Here is a 16,345-nt window from a genome sequence, read left to right as displayed (position 1 = left end):
AAAACGATGTCGGCCTTATGCCGTTTTTTCCCGGAGAGCGCGGTAATACAACGAGTTGCCGACGCGCATTAACTAAATAACAGCCCTCAGAGCTGACACAACATCTACAGGATAACTTCTCGTTATGGTTGACCAATTGAAAAACCCTCTTCAGGAGGAGGCGCCCGGCGAGCTGCGGCGCAACTTACATAACCGGCATATCCAGCTTATTGCAATCGGCGGCGCTATCGGCACCGGCCTGTTTATGGGGTCCGGGAAAACTATCAGTCTTGCCGGCCCGTCGATTGTTTTCGTCTATATGATCATCGGCTTTATGCTGTTCTTCGTGATGAGGGCGATGGGCGAGCTGCTGCTCTCCAACCTTGAATATAAATCTTTCGGCGATTTTGCCGCCGATCTGCTGGGCCCCTGGGCGGGTTACTTTACCGGCTGGACCTACTGGTTCTGCTGGGTGGTCACCGGTATTGCGGACGTGGTCGCCATCAGCTCTTATTTCCAGTTATGGTTCCCCAGCTTCTCGGTCGGCATGAGCGCCCTGCTCTGCATCGCCGTTTTCCTGACGCTGAATATCGCCACGGTGAAACTGTTCGGCGAGCTGGAGTTCTGGTTCGCCATCATCAAGATAGTGGCCATTGTCGCGCTGATCGTTACCGGCATTGTGCTGGTCGCTATGCACTACCCTTCACCGGGCGGCGGCACGGCGGCGCTGAGCAATATCTGGGATCATGGCGGCCTGTTTCCAAAAGGAATGAGCGGCTTTTTTGCCGGCTTCCAGATTGCGGTGTTCGCCTTTGTCGGTATTGAGCTGGTAGGCACGGCGGCTGCGGAAACGCACGATCCGAAGAAAGTCCTGCCGCGCGCTATTAACGCTATCCCGCTGCGCATCATTATGTTTTATGTTTTTGCGCTGCTGGTGATCATGGCCGTTACGCCGTGGACGCAGGTCGTGGCCGACCGCAGTCCTTTTGTGGAAATGTTTATGCTGATTGGCCTGCCGGCGGCCGCCAGCATCGTTAACTTTGTGGTGCTGACCTCCGCCGCCTCTTCGGCCAACAGCGGTATTTTCTCCACCAGCCGTATGCTCTACGGCCTGGCGCAGCAGGGCGTCGCCCATCCACGCTTCGGCAAGCTGTCACGGCGCGCGGTGCCAACTACCGGCCTTTTCTTCTCCTGCTTCTGCCTGCTGGGCGGCGTAGCGCTGATTTACCTGATCCCGAACGTGATGAAGGTCTTTACGCTGGTGACCACCGTCTCCGCGATCCTGTTTATGTTCGTCTGGTCAATTATCCTTTGCTCTTATCTGGCCTACCGCAAGCAGCGCCCGCAGCTGCATGCCGAATCCGTCTATAAGATGCCGCTGGGCAAGGTGATGTGCTGGATATGTCTGGCCTTCTTCGCCTTTGTGCTGGTGCTGCTCTCGCTACAGGAAGATACCCGCCAGGCGCTGATGGTGACGCCGCTGTGGTTTGTGATGCTCGGCATCGGCTGGTGGCTACGCCAGCGCAAACAGCGTTAATACCAAGAACGGGCCTTTACGGCCCGTTTTTTTAGCGGACGCGGATACCTTCAATCACCATTCGCTGCACGTTTTCTACCGTTTCCAGGAAAAAAGCCTCGTCGTTGAGCGTACGTCCCGTGACGGCCTCGACCTGGCTGGCGAAATCCGCATAGTGCTGCGTGGTTGCCCACAGCATAAAAATCAGATGATGCGGCTCTACCGCCGCCAGCCTGCCCGCTTCTATCCAGCCTTTCACGATTTGTGATTTCTCATCCACCAGCGCTTTCAGATCGCCTTCCAGCTCCGCTTTCAGCAGCGGCGCGCCCTGTAGCATCTCCAGACAGAACAGCCGCGAGGCCTGCGGATGGTCCCGCGAGACTTCCAGCTTCAGCCGGATATAGTCACGTATAGCCACCAGCGGCTCCTGATCGCTGCGCAGCGCGCGCAGCGGCGCCAGCCAGACGTCCAGGATCTCCTTAAGCACGGCAATATAGAGCGCTTCTTTTGAAGGAAAGTAGTAAAGCAGATTGGTTTTTGAAACGTCTGCCCCTTCCGCCACCTTGTCCAGGCTGGTGCCGTGCAGACCATAAAGAGAAAACAGCTCAAGCGCCGCCGCCAGGATAGCCGTTCGCTTGGCGGCAACGGCTTTAGAACGCCGGGTCGGCGCGGGGGATTTTGCAGAATTCACCGTAACTCCATCCTTTAACCGGCGGGCGTCTTGCCACCGTGCACTTTTTTCGCTCACGTCCGCCTGCTTTTTGTGCATGAATTTTTACCAAATGGTCTGTTTCGGACCATATGCTCCACAACATTTTAACACAAATATCTCAACTGATTGAATCATAGCCTTTTTTATAAAGTGGCACAGCCTTTGCAATCCTTCTTTTGCGCCGCTCAACAGGGAGCAGGGAAGCAACGCAGCGCGGACCGTCACCGTTAACTATGAGGTATTCCCATGAAAGTTGGTGTTTTTATCCCTATCGGCAACAACGGCTGGTTGATCTCTACCACGGCTCCGCAGTACAAGCCGACTTTTGAGCTGAACAAGGCTATCGTTCTCAAGGCGGAGCATTATCAGTTTGATTTCGCGCTGTCGATGATCAAACTGCGCGGCTTTGGCGGCAAAACCGAGTTCTGGGACCATAACCTGGAGTCCTTTACCCTGATGGCGGGCCTGGCCGCCGTGACCTCCCGCATTGAAATTTATGCGACGGCCGCCACGCTGACGCTGCCGCCAGCCATAGTAGCAAGAATGGCTGCGACCGTGGATTCGATTTCCGGCGGCCGCTTCGGCGTCAACCTGGTGACCGGCTGGCAGAAGCCTGAATATGAGCAGATGGGCATCTGGCCCGGCGACGACTACTTCGCGCGCCGCTACGACTACCTGACCGAATACGTCACCGTGCTGCGCGATTTATGGGGCACCGGCAAATCCGACCTGAAAGGCGAATTCTTTACCATGAACGACTGCCGCGTCAGCCCGCAGCCGCAAAGCCCGATGAAGGTGATTTGCGCAGGCCAGAGCGACGCCGGCATGGCTTTCTCCGCGCAGCATGCCGATTACAACTTCTGCTTCGGTAAAGGCGTCAACACGCCGACTGCCTTTGCCCCAACCGCCGCCCGTATGAAAAGCGCTGCGGACCTTGCCGGTCGCGACGTCGGCTCCTACGTGCTGTTTATGGTCATCGCCGATGAAACCGACGAGGCTGCCCGCGAGAAATGGGAGCGCTACAAAGACGGCGCAGATGAAGAGGCGCTGGCCTGGCTTACCACGCAAAGCCAGCAGGACAAGCGCTCCGGCAGCGATACCAACGTGCGGCAGATGGCCGATCCTACCTCGGCCGTCAATATCAATATGGGCACGCTGGTTGGTTCTTACGCCAACGTGGCCCGCATGTTGGATGAAGTGGCTACCGTACCCGGCACCCAGGGCGTGCTGCTGACCTTCGATGATTTCCTGCAGGGCATTGAAAATTTCGGCGAGCGTATTCAGCCGCTGATGTCCTGCCGCAGCCATATTGCCCTGTCCGCTAAAGAGGTAGCCTGATGAGCCTGCAAGAAACCGTGATCTGCACCACCGCCGCCACTAAAAACAGCGTTACCTTACCCGCGCGCCCGGAAGCCATCGCTTTCCCGCCGGAGCAGACCGCGCTGATCGTGGTGGATATGCAAAATGCCTATGCCACCACCGGCGGCTATCTGGATCTGGCCGGGTTTGACGTTTCCGCCACCGCGCCGGTTATTGAAAAAATCGCCGTCGCCGTGAAGGCGGCGCGGGATGCCGGGATCCAGATTATCTGGTTTCAGAACGGCTGGGACGACCAGTACGTCGAGGCGGGCGGCCCCGGCTCGCCAAACTGGCATAAATCCAACGCGCTGAAAACGATGCGCAACCGGCCCGAGCTGGCGGGCACGCTGCTGGCGAAAGGCGGCTGGGACTATGAGCTGGTTGACCAGCTTCAGCCGCAGCCCGGCGATATCGTGCTGCCGAAACCGCGCTACAGCGGCTTCTTTAATACGCCGCTGGACAGCATGTTGCGCAGCCGCGGCATTCGCCATCTGATCTTTACCGGCATTGCCACCAACGTCTGCGTGGAATCGACGCTGCGCGACGGGTTTTTCCTGGAATATTTCGGCGTGGTGCTGGAAGACGCCACCTATCAGGCCGGCCCGCTTTTCGCCCAGCAGGCCGCCATTTTTAACATCGAAACCTTTTTTGGCTGGGTAAGCAACGTAGAAACTTTCTGCACCGCGCTGCAAACCGCCAGCGTTGCGCAAACACAAACGGCCTGAGGCAGGAGAAAACGATGCCAAAAACGATTATTACTCCGCCGGGCACCGGCGTGCCCATTGCGCCTTTTGTGCCCGGCACGCTGGCCGATGGCGTGGTCTATGTCTCCGGCACCTTGCCTTTCGATCGGGACAACAACGTGGTGCACGTCGGCGATGCGGCGGCACAAACGCGGCACGTGCTGGAGACGATCAAAAGCGTTATCGAAACCGCAGGCGGCACCATGGCTGACGTCACGTTTAACTCCATCTTCCTGACCGACTGGAGCAACTATGGCGAGATCAACCGGGTTTACGCCGACTATTTCCCCGGCGAAAAACCCGCACGCTTCTGTATTCAGTGCGGGCTGGTAAAGCCGGACGCGCTGGTGGAAATCGCATCAATCGCGCATATCGGCAGCTAACGGAGGCGCCATGCATCTTGACATTTCCGGCCTGGCGCAGCCTTCTGCGCCCACGCTGGTGCTCTCTGCCGGTCTGGGCGGGCTGGGCAGCTTCTGGCAGCCACAGCTCGCCGAACTGCGCAAGGCGTACCGCGTGGTCACTTACGATCAGCGCGGCACCGGACGCAGCCCGGATACGCTGCCCGCTGGCTACAGCATGCGCGATATGGCCGAAGAGCTGGCCTCGGCGCTGGCGGCGCGCGACATCGTCCGCTTCGACATTATCGGCCACGCGCTGGGCGGCATGGTGGCGATGCAGCTGGCGCTCGACTACCCCGAACGCGTGGCGCGGCTGGCGATCGTTAACGGCTGGCTGCGGCTTGACGCCCATACCCGCCGCTGCTTTCAGGTTCGTCAGGATCTGCTGCTGAACGTCGGCGTGGAAGCTTACGTTCGCGCGCAGCCGCTGTTTCTCTATCCTGCCGACTGGCTGGCGGAAAACGAAGCGCGTATCGAAGCGGAAGACGCGCTGCATAACGCGCATTTTCAGGGTACTGAAAATTTGCTTCGCCGCCTGCACGCGCTGATGAGCTGCGACTTTACGCAACAGGCCGGGCAGATTACCCTGCCAGCGCTGCTGATCTGTTCGCAGGACGATCTGCTGGTGCCGTCGATCTGCTCGCAAAAACTGTACGAGGCGCTGCCAAACGCCACGCTGGAGGCGATGCCTCGCGGCGGTCATGCCATGAGCGTGACGGAAAGCGCCGCCTTTAACGCCCTTTTACTGACCTGGCTGGACGAAACCGCGCCCGCCCACTTTTCCCCGGAGCCGCTATGGCAGAAGCCCTGAATTCCACCGCGCTGGCGACGCTGTTCACCGCCGCGCGCACCTACAATGGCTGGCAGGATCGTCCCGTCAGTGACCAGCAGCTTGCTGAACTTTATGATTTGATCAAGATGGGGCCGACCTCGGCCAACTGTAGCCCGGCCCGCTTCTGTTTTGTGCGTAGCGCGGAAGGCAAAGCGAAGCTGAAGCCTGCCCTTTCCAGCGGCAATCTGGAAAAAACCCTGACCGCGCCGGTGACGGCTATCGTCGCCTGGGATCCGGCTTTTTACGAGCAGCTACCCACGCTATTTCCTCATGCCGACGCCAAAGCCTGGTTTACCAGCAGCCCGGCGCTGGCGGAGGAGACGGCCTTTCGCAACAGTTCGCTTCAGGCGGCTTATCTGATTAGCGCCTGCCGCGCGCTCGGTCTGGATACCGGCCCGATGTCCGGCTTTGACCGGGCGATGGTCGATACCACCTTCTTCGCCGACAGCGGCTGGAAAAGTAATTTATTAGTCAATATCGGCTATGGCGACGCGAGCAAAGTCTATGCGCGGCTGCCAAGACTGGCTTTTGCCGATGCCTGCACGCTTGTATAAGGGGAAAATTATGTCTGTGGATACGTTAATGCCTGAAGTCGTGTCGGGCGTGGAAAAACAGTCGTTTCGCAACGCAATGGCGCGCCTGGGCGCGGCGGTCAACATCATTACTACCGACGGCCCTGCGGGACGCGCCGGTTTTACCGCTTCCGCCGTTTGCAGCGTGACCGATTCGCCGCCAACGCTGCTGGTGTGCCTGAATCGCTCCGCCTCCGTTTATGAGGTTTTCAACGCTAACCGCCAGCTTTGCGTTAATACGCTGGCCGCCGGACATGAGGAACTCTCCGGCCTGTTTGGCGGCAAAACGCCGATGGAGGCGCGCTTCCAGGCCGCAGAGTGGTCAACCCTGACCACAGGTTCGCCGGTGCTTGCGGGCGCGGTAGCCTCGTTTGACTGTCACGTTACGCAAATCGCCAGCGTCGGTACGCACGACGTGTTGATCTGTGAAATCCACGCGCTGGTCTGCAACGACCAGACTCACGGCCTGATCTGGTTCGATCGCGGCTACCACCACCTGGCGCGGCGGGATGCCTGATCCCCGCTCCGGCGGCTACTGATTCACTTCTCTGGAGAAGACGATGGCTGATTCCTGGTTCCCCCAATGGCGGCAGTCGGTGTCCGCCACGGGCCTTGTGGCCCCTGATGAAACGCTGCCGCCGGGCCAGACAATTATTATGGGACTACAGCACGCGGTCGCGATGTTTGGCGCCACGGTGCTGATGCCGCTGCTGATGGGGCTCGATCCCAACCTTTCGGTGATGATGTCCGGCATCGGCACCCTGCTGTTCTTTCTGATTACCGGCGGGCGTGTGCCCAGCTATCTTGGCTCCAGCGCCGCTTTTGTCGGCGTGGTGATCGCGGTCACCGGCTTTAACGGCCAGGGCGTCAATCAGCATCTTGGCGTCGCGCTGGGCGGCATTATCGTCTGTGGCCTGCTGTATACGCTTATCGGTGTGGTAGTAATGAAGGTCGGTACGCGCTGGATTGAGAAACTCATGCCGCCGGTGGTGACGGGCGCTGTGGTGATGGCGATCGGCCTGAACCTGGCGCCGATTGCGGTTCGCAGCGTCTCCTCTTCCATGTTCGACAGCTGGATAGCCGTGATGACCGTGATCTGCATTGGTCTGACGGCCGTCTTTACGCGCGGCATGGTGCAGCGGCTGCTGCTGCTGGTTGGGCTGATAGCGGCTTGGGCGATTTATGCGCTGCTGACCAACGGTTTCGGCCTGGGTAAACCGGTGGACTTCGGCCTTATCGCCAGCGCGCCCTGGTTTGGTCTGCCGACCACGACCGCGCCGATTTTTAACAGCCAGGCAATGTTTACCATCGCGCCGGTGGCGATCATTCTGGTAGCGGAAAACCTGGGGCATCTTAAAGCGGTTGCGGGCATGACAGGTAAAAACCTCGATCCGTGGATGGGCAGAGCCTTTGTCGGCGACGGGCTGGCGACCATGTTGTCAGGCGGCCTGGGCGGCAGCGGCGTGACCACCTATGCAGAAAATATCGGCGTGATGGCGGTGACGAAAGTCTATTCGACGCTGGTGTTTGTGGCGGCGGCGGTTATCGCCATTCTGCTGGGCTTTTCGCCCAAGTTCGGCGCGCTGATCCATACCATTCCCGCACCCGTGATCGGCGGCGCGTCTATCGTAGTATTCGGCCTGATTGCCGTGGCCGGCGCGCGTATCTGGGTGCAGAATAACGTCGATTTGGGCCAGAACGGCAATCTGATTATGGTTGCCGTTACGCTGGTGCTGGGCGCAGGCGATTTTGCGCTGAAAATTGGCAGCTTTACCATGGGCGGGATCGGCACGGCGACCTTCGGCGCCATCATCCTTAACGCTATTCTCAGCCGACGCCGCGCCGCCGCGCTGAACGATGTGGCAAGGCAGCAAAGCTAGCTTTGTCTCTCAGCGGGCGAAGGCCGCTTCGCCCGCTTTTTCAGCTTGAACTCGCTAATCAGCACGCCAGCGACAATCAGCGCGCCGCCGAGTAGCGCAACGCCAGGCAACCGCTCGCCCGCCACCCTTCCAACAATGCCCGCCCAAACCGGTTCACCCGCGTAGATAACCGTCGCGCGAGTAGGCGACACGCTGCGCTGCGCCCAGTTCATGGTGACCTGAATCAATGCGCTGGCCGCGCCCAGCCCCAGCGCGCTATACCATAAATAAGGGGAAGAAGCCGGTACGGCTTCGCCGTTGGGCACCATCAGCATAAACGAGCAAAGCGAGGCCGCTGCCAGCTGCACAACGGTGACTCTTTTGACGTCCACTTTGCCCGCGCTGGCGCTGATTAAAATAATTTCGCCTGCGATAGCCAGCGTGCTGAGCAGCGTCGCCGTTTCCCCGGCGCTGAACGAAAGCGAGCCGCTTTTCGGCCCGGCAAGCAGCATCAGGCCGCTAAACGCCAGCACGATACCGACCCAGGCCATCACGCCCGGCATGCGCCGCAGAAAAAGCCACTGCAGCAGCGGCACCAGCGGCACATACAGGGCGGTGATAAAGGCTGACTGGCTGCTCTCGATGGTTTGCATTCCCCAGGTTTGCAGGCCGTAGCCGCCGCTGATAGCGACGCCGATAGCCGCTCCGGCCCTGCATTCCGCCAGCGTCAGGCCGCGCAGCGACTTCCGCGCGACCAGGGCCAACAGCAGCGCCGCCGTGGCAAAACGCAGGCCAACGAAAAAGAAAGGGCCGCTGACGGTCATGGCATGGTGCACGGCCAAAAAGGTGCCGCCCCAGACCATGGTAATCAGCATCAGCACCAGCTCCTGCGAGCTGAGGGAAAATTTGTAGCGGGAAAGGAAAGACATAGCGCGCTCGTATAAATTTTTGGCGCAGTGTGGCAAGGGTTGTTGTGGGAATCAATCAGAAAAAGTTAAACGACGATCACGCCGCCGGGTGGCCCCGGCGGCGTAAGGATGGACTAACCGGATGTCTTGTCACGACTGCCCCGGCTGTTGCGTCCTCCTTTTTCCCCGGCCTGTGAAGCGCGCTGCGGGTCATTTTTAAAATTACCGCCGCTGGCCTTGCCGCCTTTACGGCCTGCTTCTGATGCTCTTTTACGGTCTTCAGCGAAATTTCCAGATCCACCACGATGTTCTGCCATTTCTTACCTCCGAATAGTTAAGCCATCATACTGCATTCATACGGTGAGCCTGTGGCTTCACCCTGGCGACGGTGGCCGCTCTTTCTGTGCACCGTCCCGTTATTAAGCATAGATTATCGACGCGAAGCGCGAATTATTTTATCAAAAAGCAGGTTTACCAGGCGCTTTTACGGCTAAAAATTGCTGAAAATCATATTATTAAATCTAATATTTATTTTAAGCATTTTCTGGAATGTACCCGTTTTTATCCCTCGCTTTTTGCGTTTCTGCAAGCTGGAGCAGCCTCATCTATACTTTTCTATCGAACGCTGTTTAAAACCACCTACTCAGGGAGTGAACGATGGCTAAAATTTTAGTGCTTTACTATTCGATGTACGGACATGTGGAAACCATGGCGAAGGCAGTAGCAGAAGGCGCACGACGCGTCAGCGGCGCAGAAGTGACCCTGAAACGCGTGCCTGAAACCATGAACGCTGAGCGTTTTGCTCAGGTCGGCGGCAAAACCGATCAGGATGCGGCCGAAGCCACGCCGGATGAACTGCCGCAGTACGACGCTATTCTGTTCGGCACGCCGACGCGCTTTGGCAATATGTCCGGACAAATGCGCACCTTCCTTGACCGCACCGGCGGCCTCTGGGCATCCGGTGCCCTGTTCGGCAAAATCGCCAGCGTTTTCGCTTCTACCGGCACCGGCGGCGGCCAGGAACAGACGATTACCTCAACCTGGACTACACTTGCTCATCACGGCATGGTTATCGTACCTATTGGGTACGGTGCGAAAGAGCTGTTTGATATTTCACAGGTTCGTGGCGGCACGCCCTACGGCGCCACGACGTTCGCTGGCGGTGACGGCTCGCGTCAGCCCAGCGAAGATGAACTGAATATTGCCCGCTATCAGGGTGAATATGTCGCCGGACTGGCGGTAAAACTGAACGGATAACCTCAACTCACAGGAGAACAGTATGGCTACGCAACAATCTAAAGAACATCGAGTGGGAGAATGGGCAAGTATTCGTTCCACCTCGCCTGAAATTGCCGAAGCCATTTTTGAAGTGGCGAACTACGATGAGAAGCTCGCCGAGGGGATTTGGGAGCAACAGGGTAATGATGAAGTTCTGATCCGCGCGTTTGAAAAAACCGATCAGGACGTGCTGACCTGGGATAACGTCCCGGTCGAGCGTAAAAACGTCTAACCTCCACTGCGGCGAAACAGCAGTGCATTCTGCTGTTTCGTCGCGTTGCACAGCACAAACTGACACCCTTCCGCCTTGTTAAATCAATAAATCCTCTACTACGCTTATTCTCACCATTTAGCCTGACGGCCTTGAGAAGGAGCCACCATGTCCTATAAAACCATCAATCCTGCCAATAACGAACTGATTAAATCCTGGCCGGAGCATGACGATCGGCAGGTGGAAGCCGCGCTGAAAACCGCCGACGACCTTTATCATTCTTCCTGGTCCAAAGGCCCAATCCAGCCGCGCCTTCAGGTGCTGGCGAAGCTGGCCGATCTGATCGACAGCCGCGTGGACGAACTGGCAAAAACCGCCAGTATTGAAATGGGTAAACTGATTGAGCAGAGCCGTGGCGAAGTGCAGCTTTGTGCGAAGATTGCTCGCTACTATGCGGAAAACGCTGAGCGTTTCCTTGCCCCAACCTCTTATCCCACCGATCTGGGCGAAGCCTGGGTGGAAAATCACCCAATCGGCGTGCTGGTGGCCGTAGAGCCGTGGAACTTCCCTTACTATCAGCTGATGCGCGTGCTGGCGCCTAACCTTGCTGCCGGTAACCCGGTGCTGGCGAAACATGCCGCCAACGTGCCGCATTGCGCCACGCTGTTTGAAGAGCTGGTAACGGAAGCCGGCGCGCCAAAAGGCGCCTGGACTAACCTTTTCGTCAGCAACGATCAGATCGCCTCGCTGATTGCTGACGATCGCGTTCAGGGTGCGGCCCTGACCGGTTCCGAGCGCGCAGGCAGCGCCGTAGCGCAGCAGGCCGGTAAATACCTGAAAAAAACCACGCTGGAGCTGGGCGGCAACGACGTCTTCGTAGTGCTGGATGACTGCGATTTGGATAAAGCCGTGAAGGCTGGCGTTGGCGCGCGTCTGAGCAACTGCGGCCAGGTTTGCACCGCCGCTAAACGCTTTATCGTGCAGGAAAAAGTGGCCGATGCCTTTATCGAAAAATTCACTCAGGCCTTCCGCGAAGTGAAGATCGGCGATCCGCTGGATAAAAGCACCACGCTTGGCCCACTCTCTTCCGCCAGCGCGCGCGATACGCTGGTTAAGCAGGTAGAGAACGCGGTAGCCAAAGGCGCGAAGCTGCATCTGGGCGGCAAGGCGGTAGAAGGCGAAGGCTGTTTCTATGAGCCGACAATCCTTTCCGGCATTACCCGCGACAACCCGGCTTACTTTGAAGAGTTTTTCGGCCCGGTTGCGCAAATCTATGTGGTAAAAGATGACGAGGAAGTGGTGAAACTGGCCAACGATTCGCATTACGGCCTTGGCGGCTCGGTCTTTACCAGCAATATCGAGCGCGGCAAAACCCTGGCCTCGCGCATTGAAACCGGTATGGTTTATATCAACTCCGCCAGCGATACCGCACCAGAACTGCCGTTTGGCGGCGTGAAACGCTCAGGCTACGGCCGCGAGCTTTCCGATCTGGGGATCAAAGAGTTTGTAAACCAGAAACTGGTTGTGGTCAGCAAAGGCTGATCGCCAGACGTAAAAAAGGCCGACAGCGTCGGCCTGAAATCAGGTTCTGACAGAGCATGATAAGACCGGCAATCAGCCGGTCTTTTTTTCGCCCGCCGTCAGGAAGATTTGTTTTCCGTCTGCGCTGCCGGAGCCGCTTTGTCGTCCGCAGGCTTGCTGGCGGTATCGGCCGCGTTGTTATCCACCGGCGCGGCATTAGCTGACGCCTTTTCGGCATCAGCTTTATCAGCAGCGGCTTTATTGGCCGCAGCTTTCTCCTCAGCGGCCTGTTTTGCCGCGGCGTTGTCCGCTGCGGCTTTGTCAGACGCCTGCTTTGCTGCCGCTTTATCAGCAGCCGCTTTATCGGCGGCGGCCTTATCCGCTGCGGCTTTCTCCGCCGAGGCTTTCGCTTTCGCGGCTTTGTCCGCTGCAGCTTTATCAGCAGCGGCCTTATCGGCGGCCGCTTTGTCGCTGGCGGCTTTCTCCTGCGCGGCTTTTTCATTCGCTACTTTTTCGGCCGCGGCTTTATCCGCCTCGGCTTTGTCCGCTGCCGCTTTATCCGCAGAGACTTTGGCCTGCGCCGCTTTTTCGGCCGCCGCTTTATCCGCTGCTGCTTTATCGGCTGCGGCCTTATCGCTGGCGGCTGTTGCCTGGGCTGCCGCCATCGGCGTACCGGCAATGGCTTTATTCAATACCTGAGTAAACTGATCCCACGGGCAAAAGCCGTTGGCATCGGTCTTACAGCCGTTCATCTCAAGCGTCACGCGTTTTGGCGGCGTATCCAGAGAAAGCGGCGTCGCGTCGCGCAGCTGATCGCTGCTCTGGTAAACGTATTCCACCTTCACCAGCTCCTGATTGTTTTTCTTGTCGTGCCAGCGCTGGAACTGGATCATACCGCCGATTGGCGTACGTTCAAACTGGCCGGGCAGCGTGTAGGCTTTAAAATCCAGCGCGCTCAGCAGCGAGGCGATATTGGAATCGTGCCCCACCATTAGGGTCACCTTTGGCGCGCTGGCTTTATCTTCATCCACCAACAGGCTGCGGATATAGTCGACCAGCGGCGCCGCTACGTCGCGCGCCACTTGCGGCGAGGTAAACAGCGTATCCTGATAGCCATTTTTGATCGCCGACAGCTCTTTCCACTGCTCAGGGGTTTTAATCTGTCCCCAGGCGACCTGGTCGGTCGGCAGACCTTCATAATATTGCAGGGTAAAGGCGTCAACCAGCGAGTTGCCCACCTTCAATGGGCCGCTTACCGTTGGCTCTTTACCGTTTTCCGCAAAGAATTTGTTCTGGTTAGTGCTGCTCAGGTCGCACTGTTTTTTGCCATCGCAGGCCGGCGAGTTTTTATAATCAATGATTTTTTCCAGCCGCTGGAACGCTGGCTTCAGCGTCAGCTTTTCGGCGGTGCTGTTCATCGCGGTCAGCGCCTGCTGGTTAAAGGCTTCGCTGCCGTCGGTAATAATCGGATTAAAGACGGGATCCATGGTTCCCATTTCATCCTGATGGGAAACCGCGACGTCGCAGCCGGGGAAAGCGCCGGTAATAAAGTACTGCGCCGTAGCAACGGTACGCTGCAGGCTATTGGCATAAGCGTAAATTTCATCGCTGCCCGGACACTGGTCCTGTTTGATCAACCCTTGCTGCGCCAGCCACTCGCGGGTATAGCGTCCCATATAAACTTCCAGCACGCCGCCTTTCGTCGTGAGCTGGCCGCCCGGTACGTCCCACTGCGGCCACTTCTTCTTCGTCGACTGCGCCAGCACGCTGCCGTTGTCGGCCAGCGGCGCCCGAAGATTATGGCGGCTCATCATTAACACCTGTTCAAGCTGATAGTTATCGTCGGCGGCGAAAGCGGAGAGGCTGGTCAGAGCCGAGCAGACCGCCAGCGCGCAAAGACTATACTTTTTAATCATGTGTTTTTTCCATTGATCCAAGGGTAAATCACCCGGCCAGCAAAGCGATACGTCCGGCAAAAGGCGGGCGTCGGAAAAGCTCGCCGCCGCACGGCAAAATGGGGCCGGGACCGGGCATTATTCGTGTTGAGAATATAGCAGACTATCGCCTTTGCCGTTACGGCGCATCAGGAGATTGAAAAGAAACGGGATGTTTTTCGTAAGCAGGATAATCGTCCGGCAGAACAGGGCCAGTGAGCAGGTAGAAAATAAAAAGCAGAACGCAGAAAGCAGAAAGCAGAAAGCAGAAAGCAGAAAGCAAAACGGGCCGGCAATTGCCGACCCGTTAAATTTGATGGCGGAGGAGGAGAGATTCGAACTCTCGAACGGTTTCCCGTCGCCGGTTTTCAAGACCGGTGCCTTCAGCCACTCGGCCACCCCTCCGCACTTTTACCATCTGCACCTGAAGTGCATCTGATGGCGCGCAGTATAGGGGAAAGCCCAAAGGCTGCCAAGCATTTTTTTAGCTATTTTGTTGAATTTATGCGCTTTTATACATCTTTTTTTTGGTTGCTCAGGAAATGCGCCACAGTAGTTCAAAAAGCCGCCAACAACGGGCCTGGAATAGCTAACAGCGATGCCGTAATAAGATAAGGTAGTTGAGAGTGGTTGAGTAGTTGAGTGGTTGAGTAGTTGGGCTGTTGGGCTGTTGGGGAAGCAGGGATCCTAAATCAGGCAGCTATGCCATATCACGCGCAAAGCAAAACGGGCCAGCTTTCGCTGACCCGTTGAATTTGATGGCGGAGGAGGAGAGATTCGAACTCTCGAACGGTTTCCCGTCGCCGGTTTTCAAGACCGGTGCCTTCAGCCACTCGGCCACCCCTCCGCAATGACCCGAACTATAAACATCCTCCGCGCCGATGTAAAGCAGGGTCTGATTCAACTGCCGCAAAAACAGCCAGTTTTGGTTTTTTTGTTGTTATTAGCGCCAGCCTGCTCACAGAAACGCCGCCTTAACGAGTAAAGAAGGGTAAAACGTCTTCCCCCCTTCAGGCGCGGTCCTTATTCTCACTGCAATCTAATGACCTTAAGAGGCATTTCTATGGATCGCATCGTTACTCATACCAGGCAAAGCTCGCTGCTTGCCACGCATAAAGTTTTGCGTAACACCTATTTTCTGCTGGGGCTGACGCTGGCTTTTTCAGCGGTCACCGCCACGCTCAGCACCGTCTTCGCCCTGCCCGCGCCGGGCTTAATCATTATGCTGGCTGGCTTTTATGGCCTGATGTTTCTGACCTACCGCCTGGCGGACAGCCCAACCGGCATTCTGGCTGCCTTCGCTTTTACCGGCTTTCTCGGCTACTGCCTGGGGCCGATGCTGAATACCCTGCTGTCGGCGGGCATGGGCGATGTTATCGGCCTGGCGCTCGGCGGCACCGCGCTGGTGTTCTTCTGCTGTTCAGCCTACGTGCTGACCACACGCAAAGATATGTCGTTCCTGGGCGGCATGATGATGGCCGGTTTTGTGGTGCTGCTGGTGGCCGTTCTGGCTAATCTGTTTTTGCAGATCCCTGCCCTGCATCTGGCGATTAGCGTGATGTTCGTACTGTTTTCTTCAGGCGCTATCCTGTGGGAAACCAGCAATATTATCCACGGCGGCGAAACCAACTATATTCGCGCCACCGTCAGCCTGTATGTTTCCATCTACAACATTTTTGTCAGCCTGCTGAGTATCCTTGGTATGTCCCGCAGCAACTGATGCGCTGAACAAAGACAACAAGCCCCGCAGCGCGGGGCTTTTTTTTGCTCATCCGCGCCGGAAAATTTTTGGTAAACTGCATCCCGGTTATCAATACAGAGGCAAAACGGTGTTTTTTGACGGTAAAGAAATTTCGCGCGACGCGCAGGGGTATCTGACTAAAACTTCGGACTGGAGCGAGGCGCTGGCTCCGCTGTTGGCGGAGGAAGAAGGCATTGGGCTGAGCGAAGCCCACTGGGAAGTCGTGCGCTTTGTACGGGAGTTCTATCTGGAATTTAATACTTCTCCAGCCGTGCGCATGCTTGTTAAAGCCATGGCGAAAAAATATGGCGAAGAGAAAGGCAACAGCCGCTACCTGTTCCGCCTTTTCCCTAAGGGCCCGGCAAAACAGGCAACTAAAATTGCCGGCCTGCCTAAACCGGCTAAATGCCTGTAGCGGCGGTCTTTATCCGGTGGTGAAACCCGCAGGCTGCTCCTGAAGCACACAGGGTTCCGTCAGCACTTTGTCGACCCTGGCCGAACGCGGCCCGCCCGCCTTCAGCCAGGCAATCAGCGCCTCAACCTCTTTTTCCTCCCCACAGGCCAGTACCTCCACGCTGCCATCGTCAAGATTGCGGGCATAGCCATTCAGCCCGCGCGCGCGGGCTTCGTGCTGGGTTGTATAGCGAAATCCCACGCCCTGTACGCTGCCGTGGACCCACGCTCGTTTACAGATTGCCGTCATATTTCCCCCTGAAGAGACAGTTTGCTTTTTGTGGCCAGGCACCGGACAATGACGCCTGTTTTTCTGACTGTAAGCA

The 16,345-nt window shown here is 57.4% G+C and carries 18 protein-coding genes and 2 tRNA genes; 13 read left to right on the top strand and 7 right to left on the bottom strand.

Annotated features, from left to right (window positions below; all coding sequences use genetic code 11):
- Nucleotides 1–124 precede the first annotated feature (124 nt).
- Entirely contained in the window at nucleotides 125–1,516 is a 1,392-nt protein-coding gene (cycA, locus tag AB3U87_RS17265) for a D-serine/D-alanine/glycine transporter (protein WP_394149888.1), read from the top strand.
- Nucleotides 1,517–1,547: 31 nt separating this feature from the next.
- Here cycA and rutR read toward each other — a convergent pair whose 3' ends face one another.
- Complete coding sequence (gene rutR / locus AB3U87_RS17260) at nucleotides 1,548–2,186, bottom strand: HTH-type transcriptional regulator RutR (protein ID WP_301251182.1); 639 nt, start codon at nucleotides 2,184–2,186, stop codon at nucleotides 1,548–1,550.
- Between the two features lie 267 nt (nucleotides 2,187–2,453).
- Here rutR and rutA point away from each other — a divergent pair, with 267 nt between their 5' ends.
- The 7 genes from rutA to rutG are packed head-to-tail and all read left to right on the top strand — an operon-like array spanning nucleotide 2,454 to nucleotide 7,994.
- On the top strand, nucleotides 2,454–3,545 hold the full coding sequence (rutA, locus tag AB3U87_RS17255; protein WP_369894871.1) for a pyrimidine utilization protein A: 1,092 nt from the start codon (nucleotides 2,454–2,456) through the stop codon (nucleotides 3,543–3,545).
- A complete protein-coding gene (gene rutB / locus AB3U87_RS17250; RefSeq protein ID WP_301251183.1) occupies nucleotides 3,545–4,291 on the top strand; it encodes a pyrimidine utilization protein B in 747 nt (248 codons plus the stop codon). Before rutA ends, rutB begins: the two co-directional genes overlap by 1 nt.
- 14 nt (nucleotides 4,292–4,305) lie before the next feature.
- Complete coding sequence (rutC, locus tag AB3U87_RS17245) at nucleotides 4,306–4,692, top strand: pyrimidine utilization protein C (protein WP_253454654.1); 387 nt, start codon at nucleotides 4,306–4,308, stop codon at nucleotides 4,690–4,692.
- Between the two features lie 10 nt (nucleotides 4,693–4,702).
- Complete coding sequence (gene rutD, locus AB3U87_RS17240) at nucleotides 4,703–5,521, top strand: pyrimidine utilization protein D (protein ID WP_394149885.1); 819 nt, start codon at nucleotides 4,703–4,705, stop codon at nucleotides 5,519–5,521.
- Nucleotides 5,506–6,096: a malonic semialdehyde reductase gene (locus AB3U87_RS17235; protein ID WP_369894874.1), complete on the top strand. Its 591-nt coding sequence runs from the start codon at nucleotides 5,506–5,508 to the stop codon at nucleotides 6,094–6,096. Before rutD ends, AB3U87_RS17235 begins: the two co-directional genes overlap by 16 nt.
- Before the next feature lie 10 nt (nucleotides 6,097–6,106).
- Complete coding sequence (gene rutF, locus AB3U87_RS17230; RefSeq protein WP_369894875.1) at nucleotides 6,107–6,631, top strand: NADH-dependent FMN reductase RutF; 525 nt, start codon at nucleotides 6,107–6,109, stop codon at nucleotides 6,629–6,631.
- A 43-nt stretch (nucleotides 6,632–6,674) separates the two neighbouring features.
- Nucleotides 6,675–7,994 (top strand): pyrimidine utilization transport protein G, encoded by a 1,320-nt coding sequence (gene rutG / locus AB3U87_RS17225; protein ID WP_369894877.1) that lies wholly within the window; start codon nucleotides 6,675–6,677, stop codon nucleotides 7,992–7,994.
- Here the strand turns inward: rutG and AB3U87_RS17220 are convergent.
- Nucleotides 7,991–8,902: a DMT family transporter gene (locus tag AB3U87_RS17220; protein WP_394149882.1), complete on the bottom strand. Its 912-nt coding sequence runs from the start codon at nucleotides 8,900–8,902 to the stop codon at nucleotides 7,991–7,993. The genes rutG and AB3U87_RS17220 overlap by 4 nt on opposite strands.
- A 113-nt stretch (nucleotides 8,903–9,015) precedes the next feature.
- Nucleotides 9,016–9,198, bottom strand: a complete 183-nt coding sequence (locus AB3U87_RS17215; protein WP_125288670.1) for a con-10 family general stress protein — start codon at nucleotides 9,196–9,198, stop codon at nucleotides 9,016–9,018.
- 340 nt (nucleotides 9,199–9,538) lie between these two features.
- On the opposite strand from AB3U87_RS17215, the gene wrbA reads away from it, so the two are divergent.
- The 3 genes from wrbA (at nucleotide 9,539) to AB3U87_RS17200 (ending at nucleotide 11,912) form a co-directional block, all read left to right on the top strand.
- Nucleotides 9,539–10,138: an NAD(P)H:quinone oxidoreductase gene (gene wrbA / locus AB3U87_RS17210; protein WP_253454660.1), complete on the top strand. Its 600-nt coding sequence runs from the start codon at nucleotides 9,539–9,541 to the stop codon at nucleotides 10,136–10,138.
- A gap of 22 nt (nucleotides 10,139–10,160) precedes the next feature.
- Complete coding sequence (locus tag AB3U87_RS17205) at nucleotides 10,161–10,391, top strand: YccJ family protein (protein ID WP_253454661.1); 231 nt, start codon at nucleotides 10,161–10,163, stop codon at nucleotides 10,389–10,391.
- Between the two features lie 147 nt (nucleotides 10,392–10,538).
- The gene (locus AB3U87_RS17200) at nucleotides 10,539–11,912 is read left to right on the top strand and encodes an NAD-dependent succinate-semialdehyde dehydrogenase (RefSeq protein ID WP_125288673.1); all 1,374 of its coding nucleotides are present in this window, start codon (nucleotides 10,539–10,541) and stop codon (nucleotides 11,910–11,912) included.
- Nucleotides 11,913–12,010: 98 nt separating this feature from the next.
- Here AB3U87_RS17200 and agp read toward each other — a convergent pair whose 3' ends face one another.
- The 3 genes from agp to AB3U87_RS17185 all read right to left on the bottom strand — a co-directional run bounded on the left by agp (nucleotide 12,011) and on the right by AB3U87_RS17185 (nucleotide 14,672).
- Nucleotides 12,011–13,807 carry a bifunctional glucose-1-phosphatase/inositol phosphatase gene (gene agp / locus AB3U87_RS17195; RefSeq protein WP_370733886.1) on the bottom strand — a complete coding sequence of 599 codons (1,797 nt, stop codon included), beginning with the start codon at nucleotides 13,805–13,807 and terminating at the stop codon, nucleotides 12,011–12,013.
- A 335-nt stretch (nucleotides 13,808–14,142) separates the two neighbouring features.
- Nucleotides 14,143–14,230: transfer RNA gene (locus AB3U87_RS17190), tRNA-Ser, on the bottom strand.
- A 354-nt stretch (nucleotides 14,231–14,584) separates the two neighbouring features.
- Nucleotides 14,585–14,672: transfer RNA gene (locus AB3U87_RS17185), tRNA-Ser, on the bottom strand.
- A gap of 216 nt (nucleotides 14,673–14,888) precedes the next feature.
- Here AB3U87_RS17185 and yccA point away from each other — a divergent pair.
- Nucleotides 14,889–15,545 (top strand): FtsH protease modulator YccA, encoded by a 657-nt coding sequence (yccA, locus tag AB3U87_RS17180; RefSeq protein ID WP_253454663.1) that lies wholly within the window; start codon nucleotides 14,889–14,891, stop codon nucleotides 15,543–15,545.
- 109 nt (nucleotides 15,546–15,654) lie between these two features.
- Entirely contained in the window at nucleotides 15,655–15,981 is a 327-nt protein-coding gene (gene tusE / locus AB3U87_RS17175) for a sulfurtransferase TusE (protein ID WP_394149878.1), read from the top strand.
- Nucleotides 15,982–15,990: 9 nt separating this feature from the next.
- On the opposite strand, the gene yccX is transcribed toward tusE, so the two are convergent.
- On the bottom strand, nucleotides 15,991–16,269 hold the full coding sequence (gene yccX / locus AB3U87_RS17170; protein ID WP_301729752.1) for an acylphosphatase: 279 nt from the start codon (nucleotides 16,267–16,269) through the stop codon (nucleotides 15,991–15,993).
- Nucleotides 16,270–16,345 lie beyond the last annotated feature (76 nt).

Origin of the sequence: Erwinia plantamica (genome assembly GCF_043420595.1) — a bacterium.
Classification (GTDB): domain Bacteria; phylum Pseudomonadota; class Gammaproteobacteria; order Enterobacterales; family Enterobacteriaceae; genus Erwinia; species Erwinia aeris.
The sequence above is the reverse complement of the archived record's forward strand: the minus strand, read 5'-3'. Positions and strand labels throughout refer to the sequence as shown.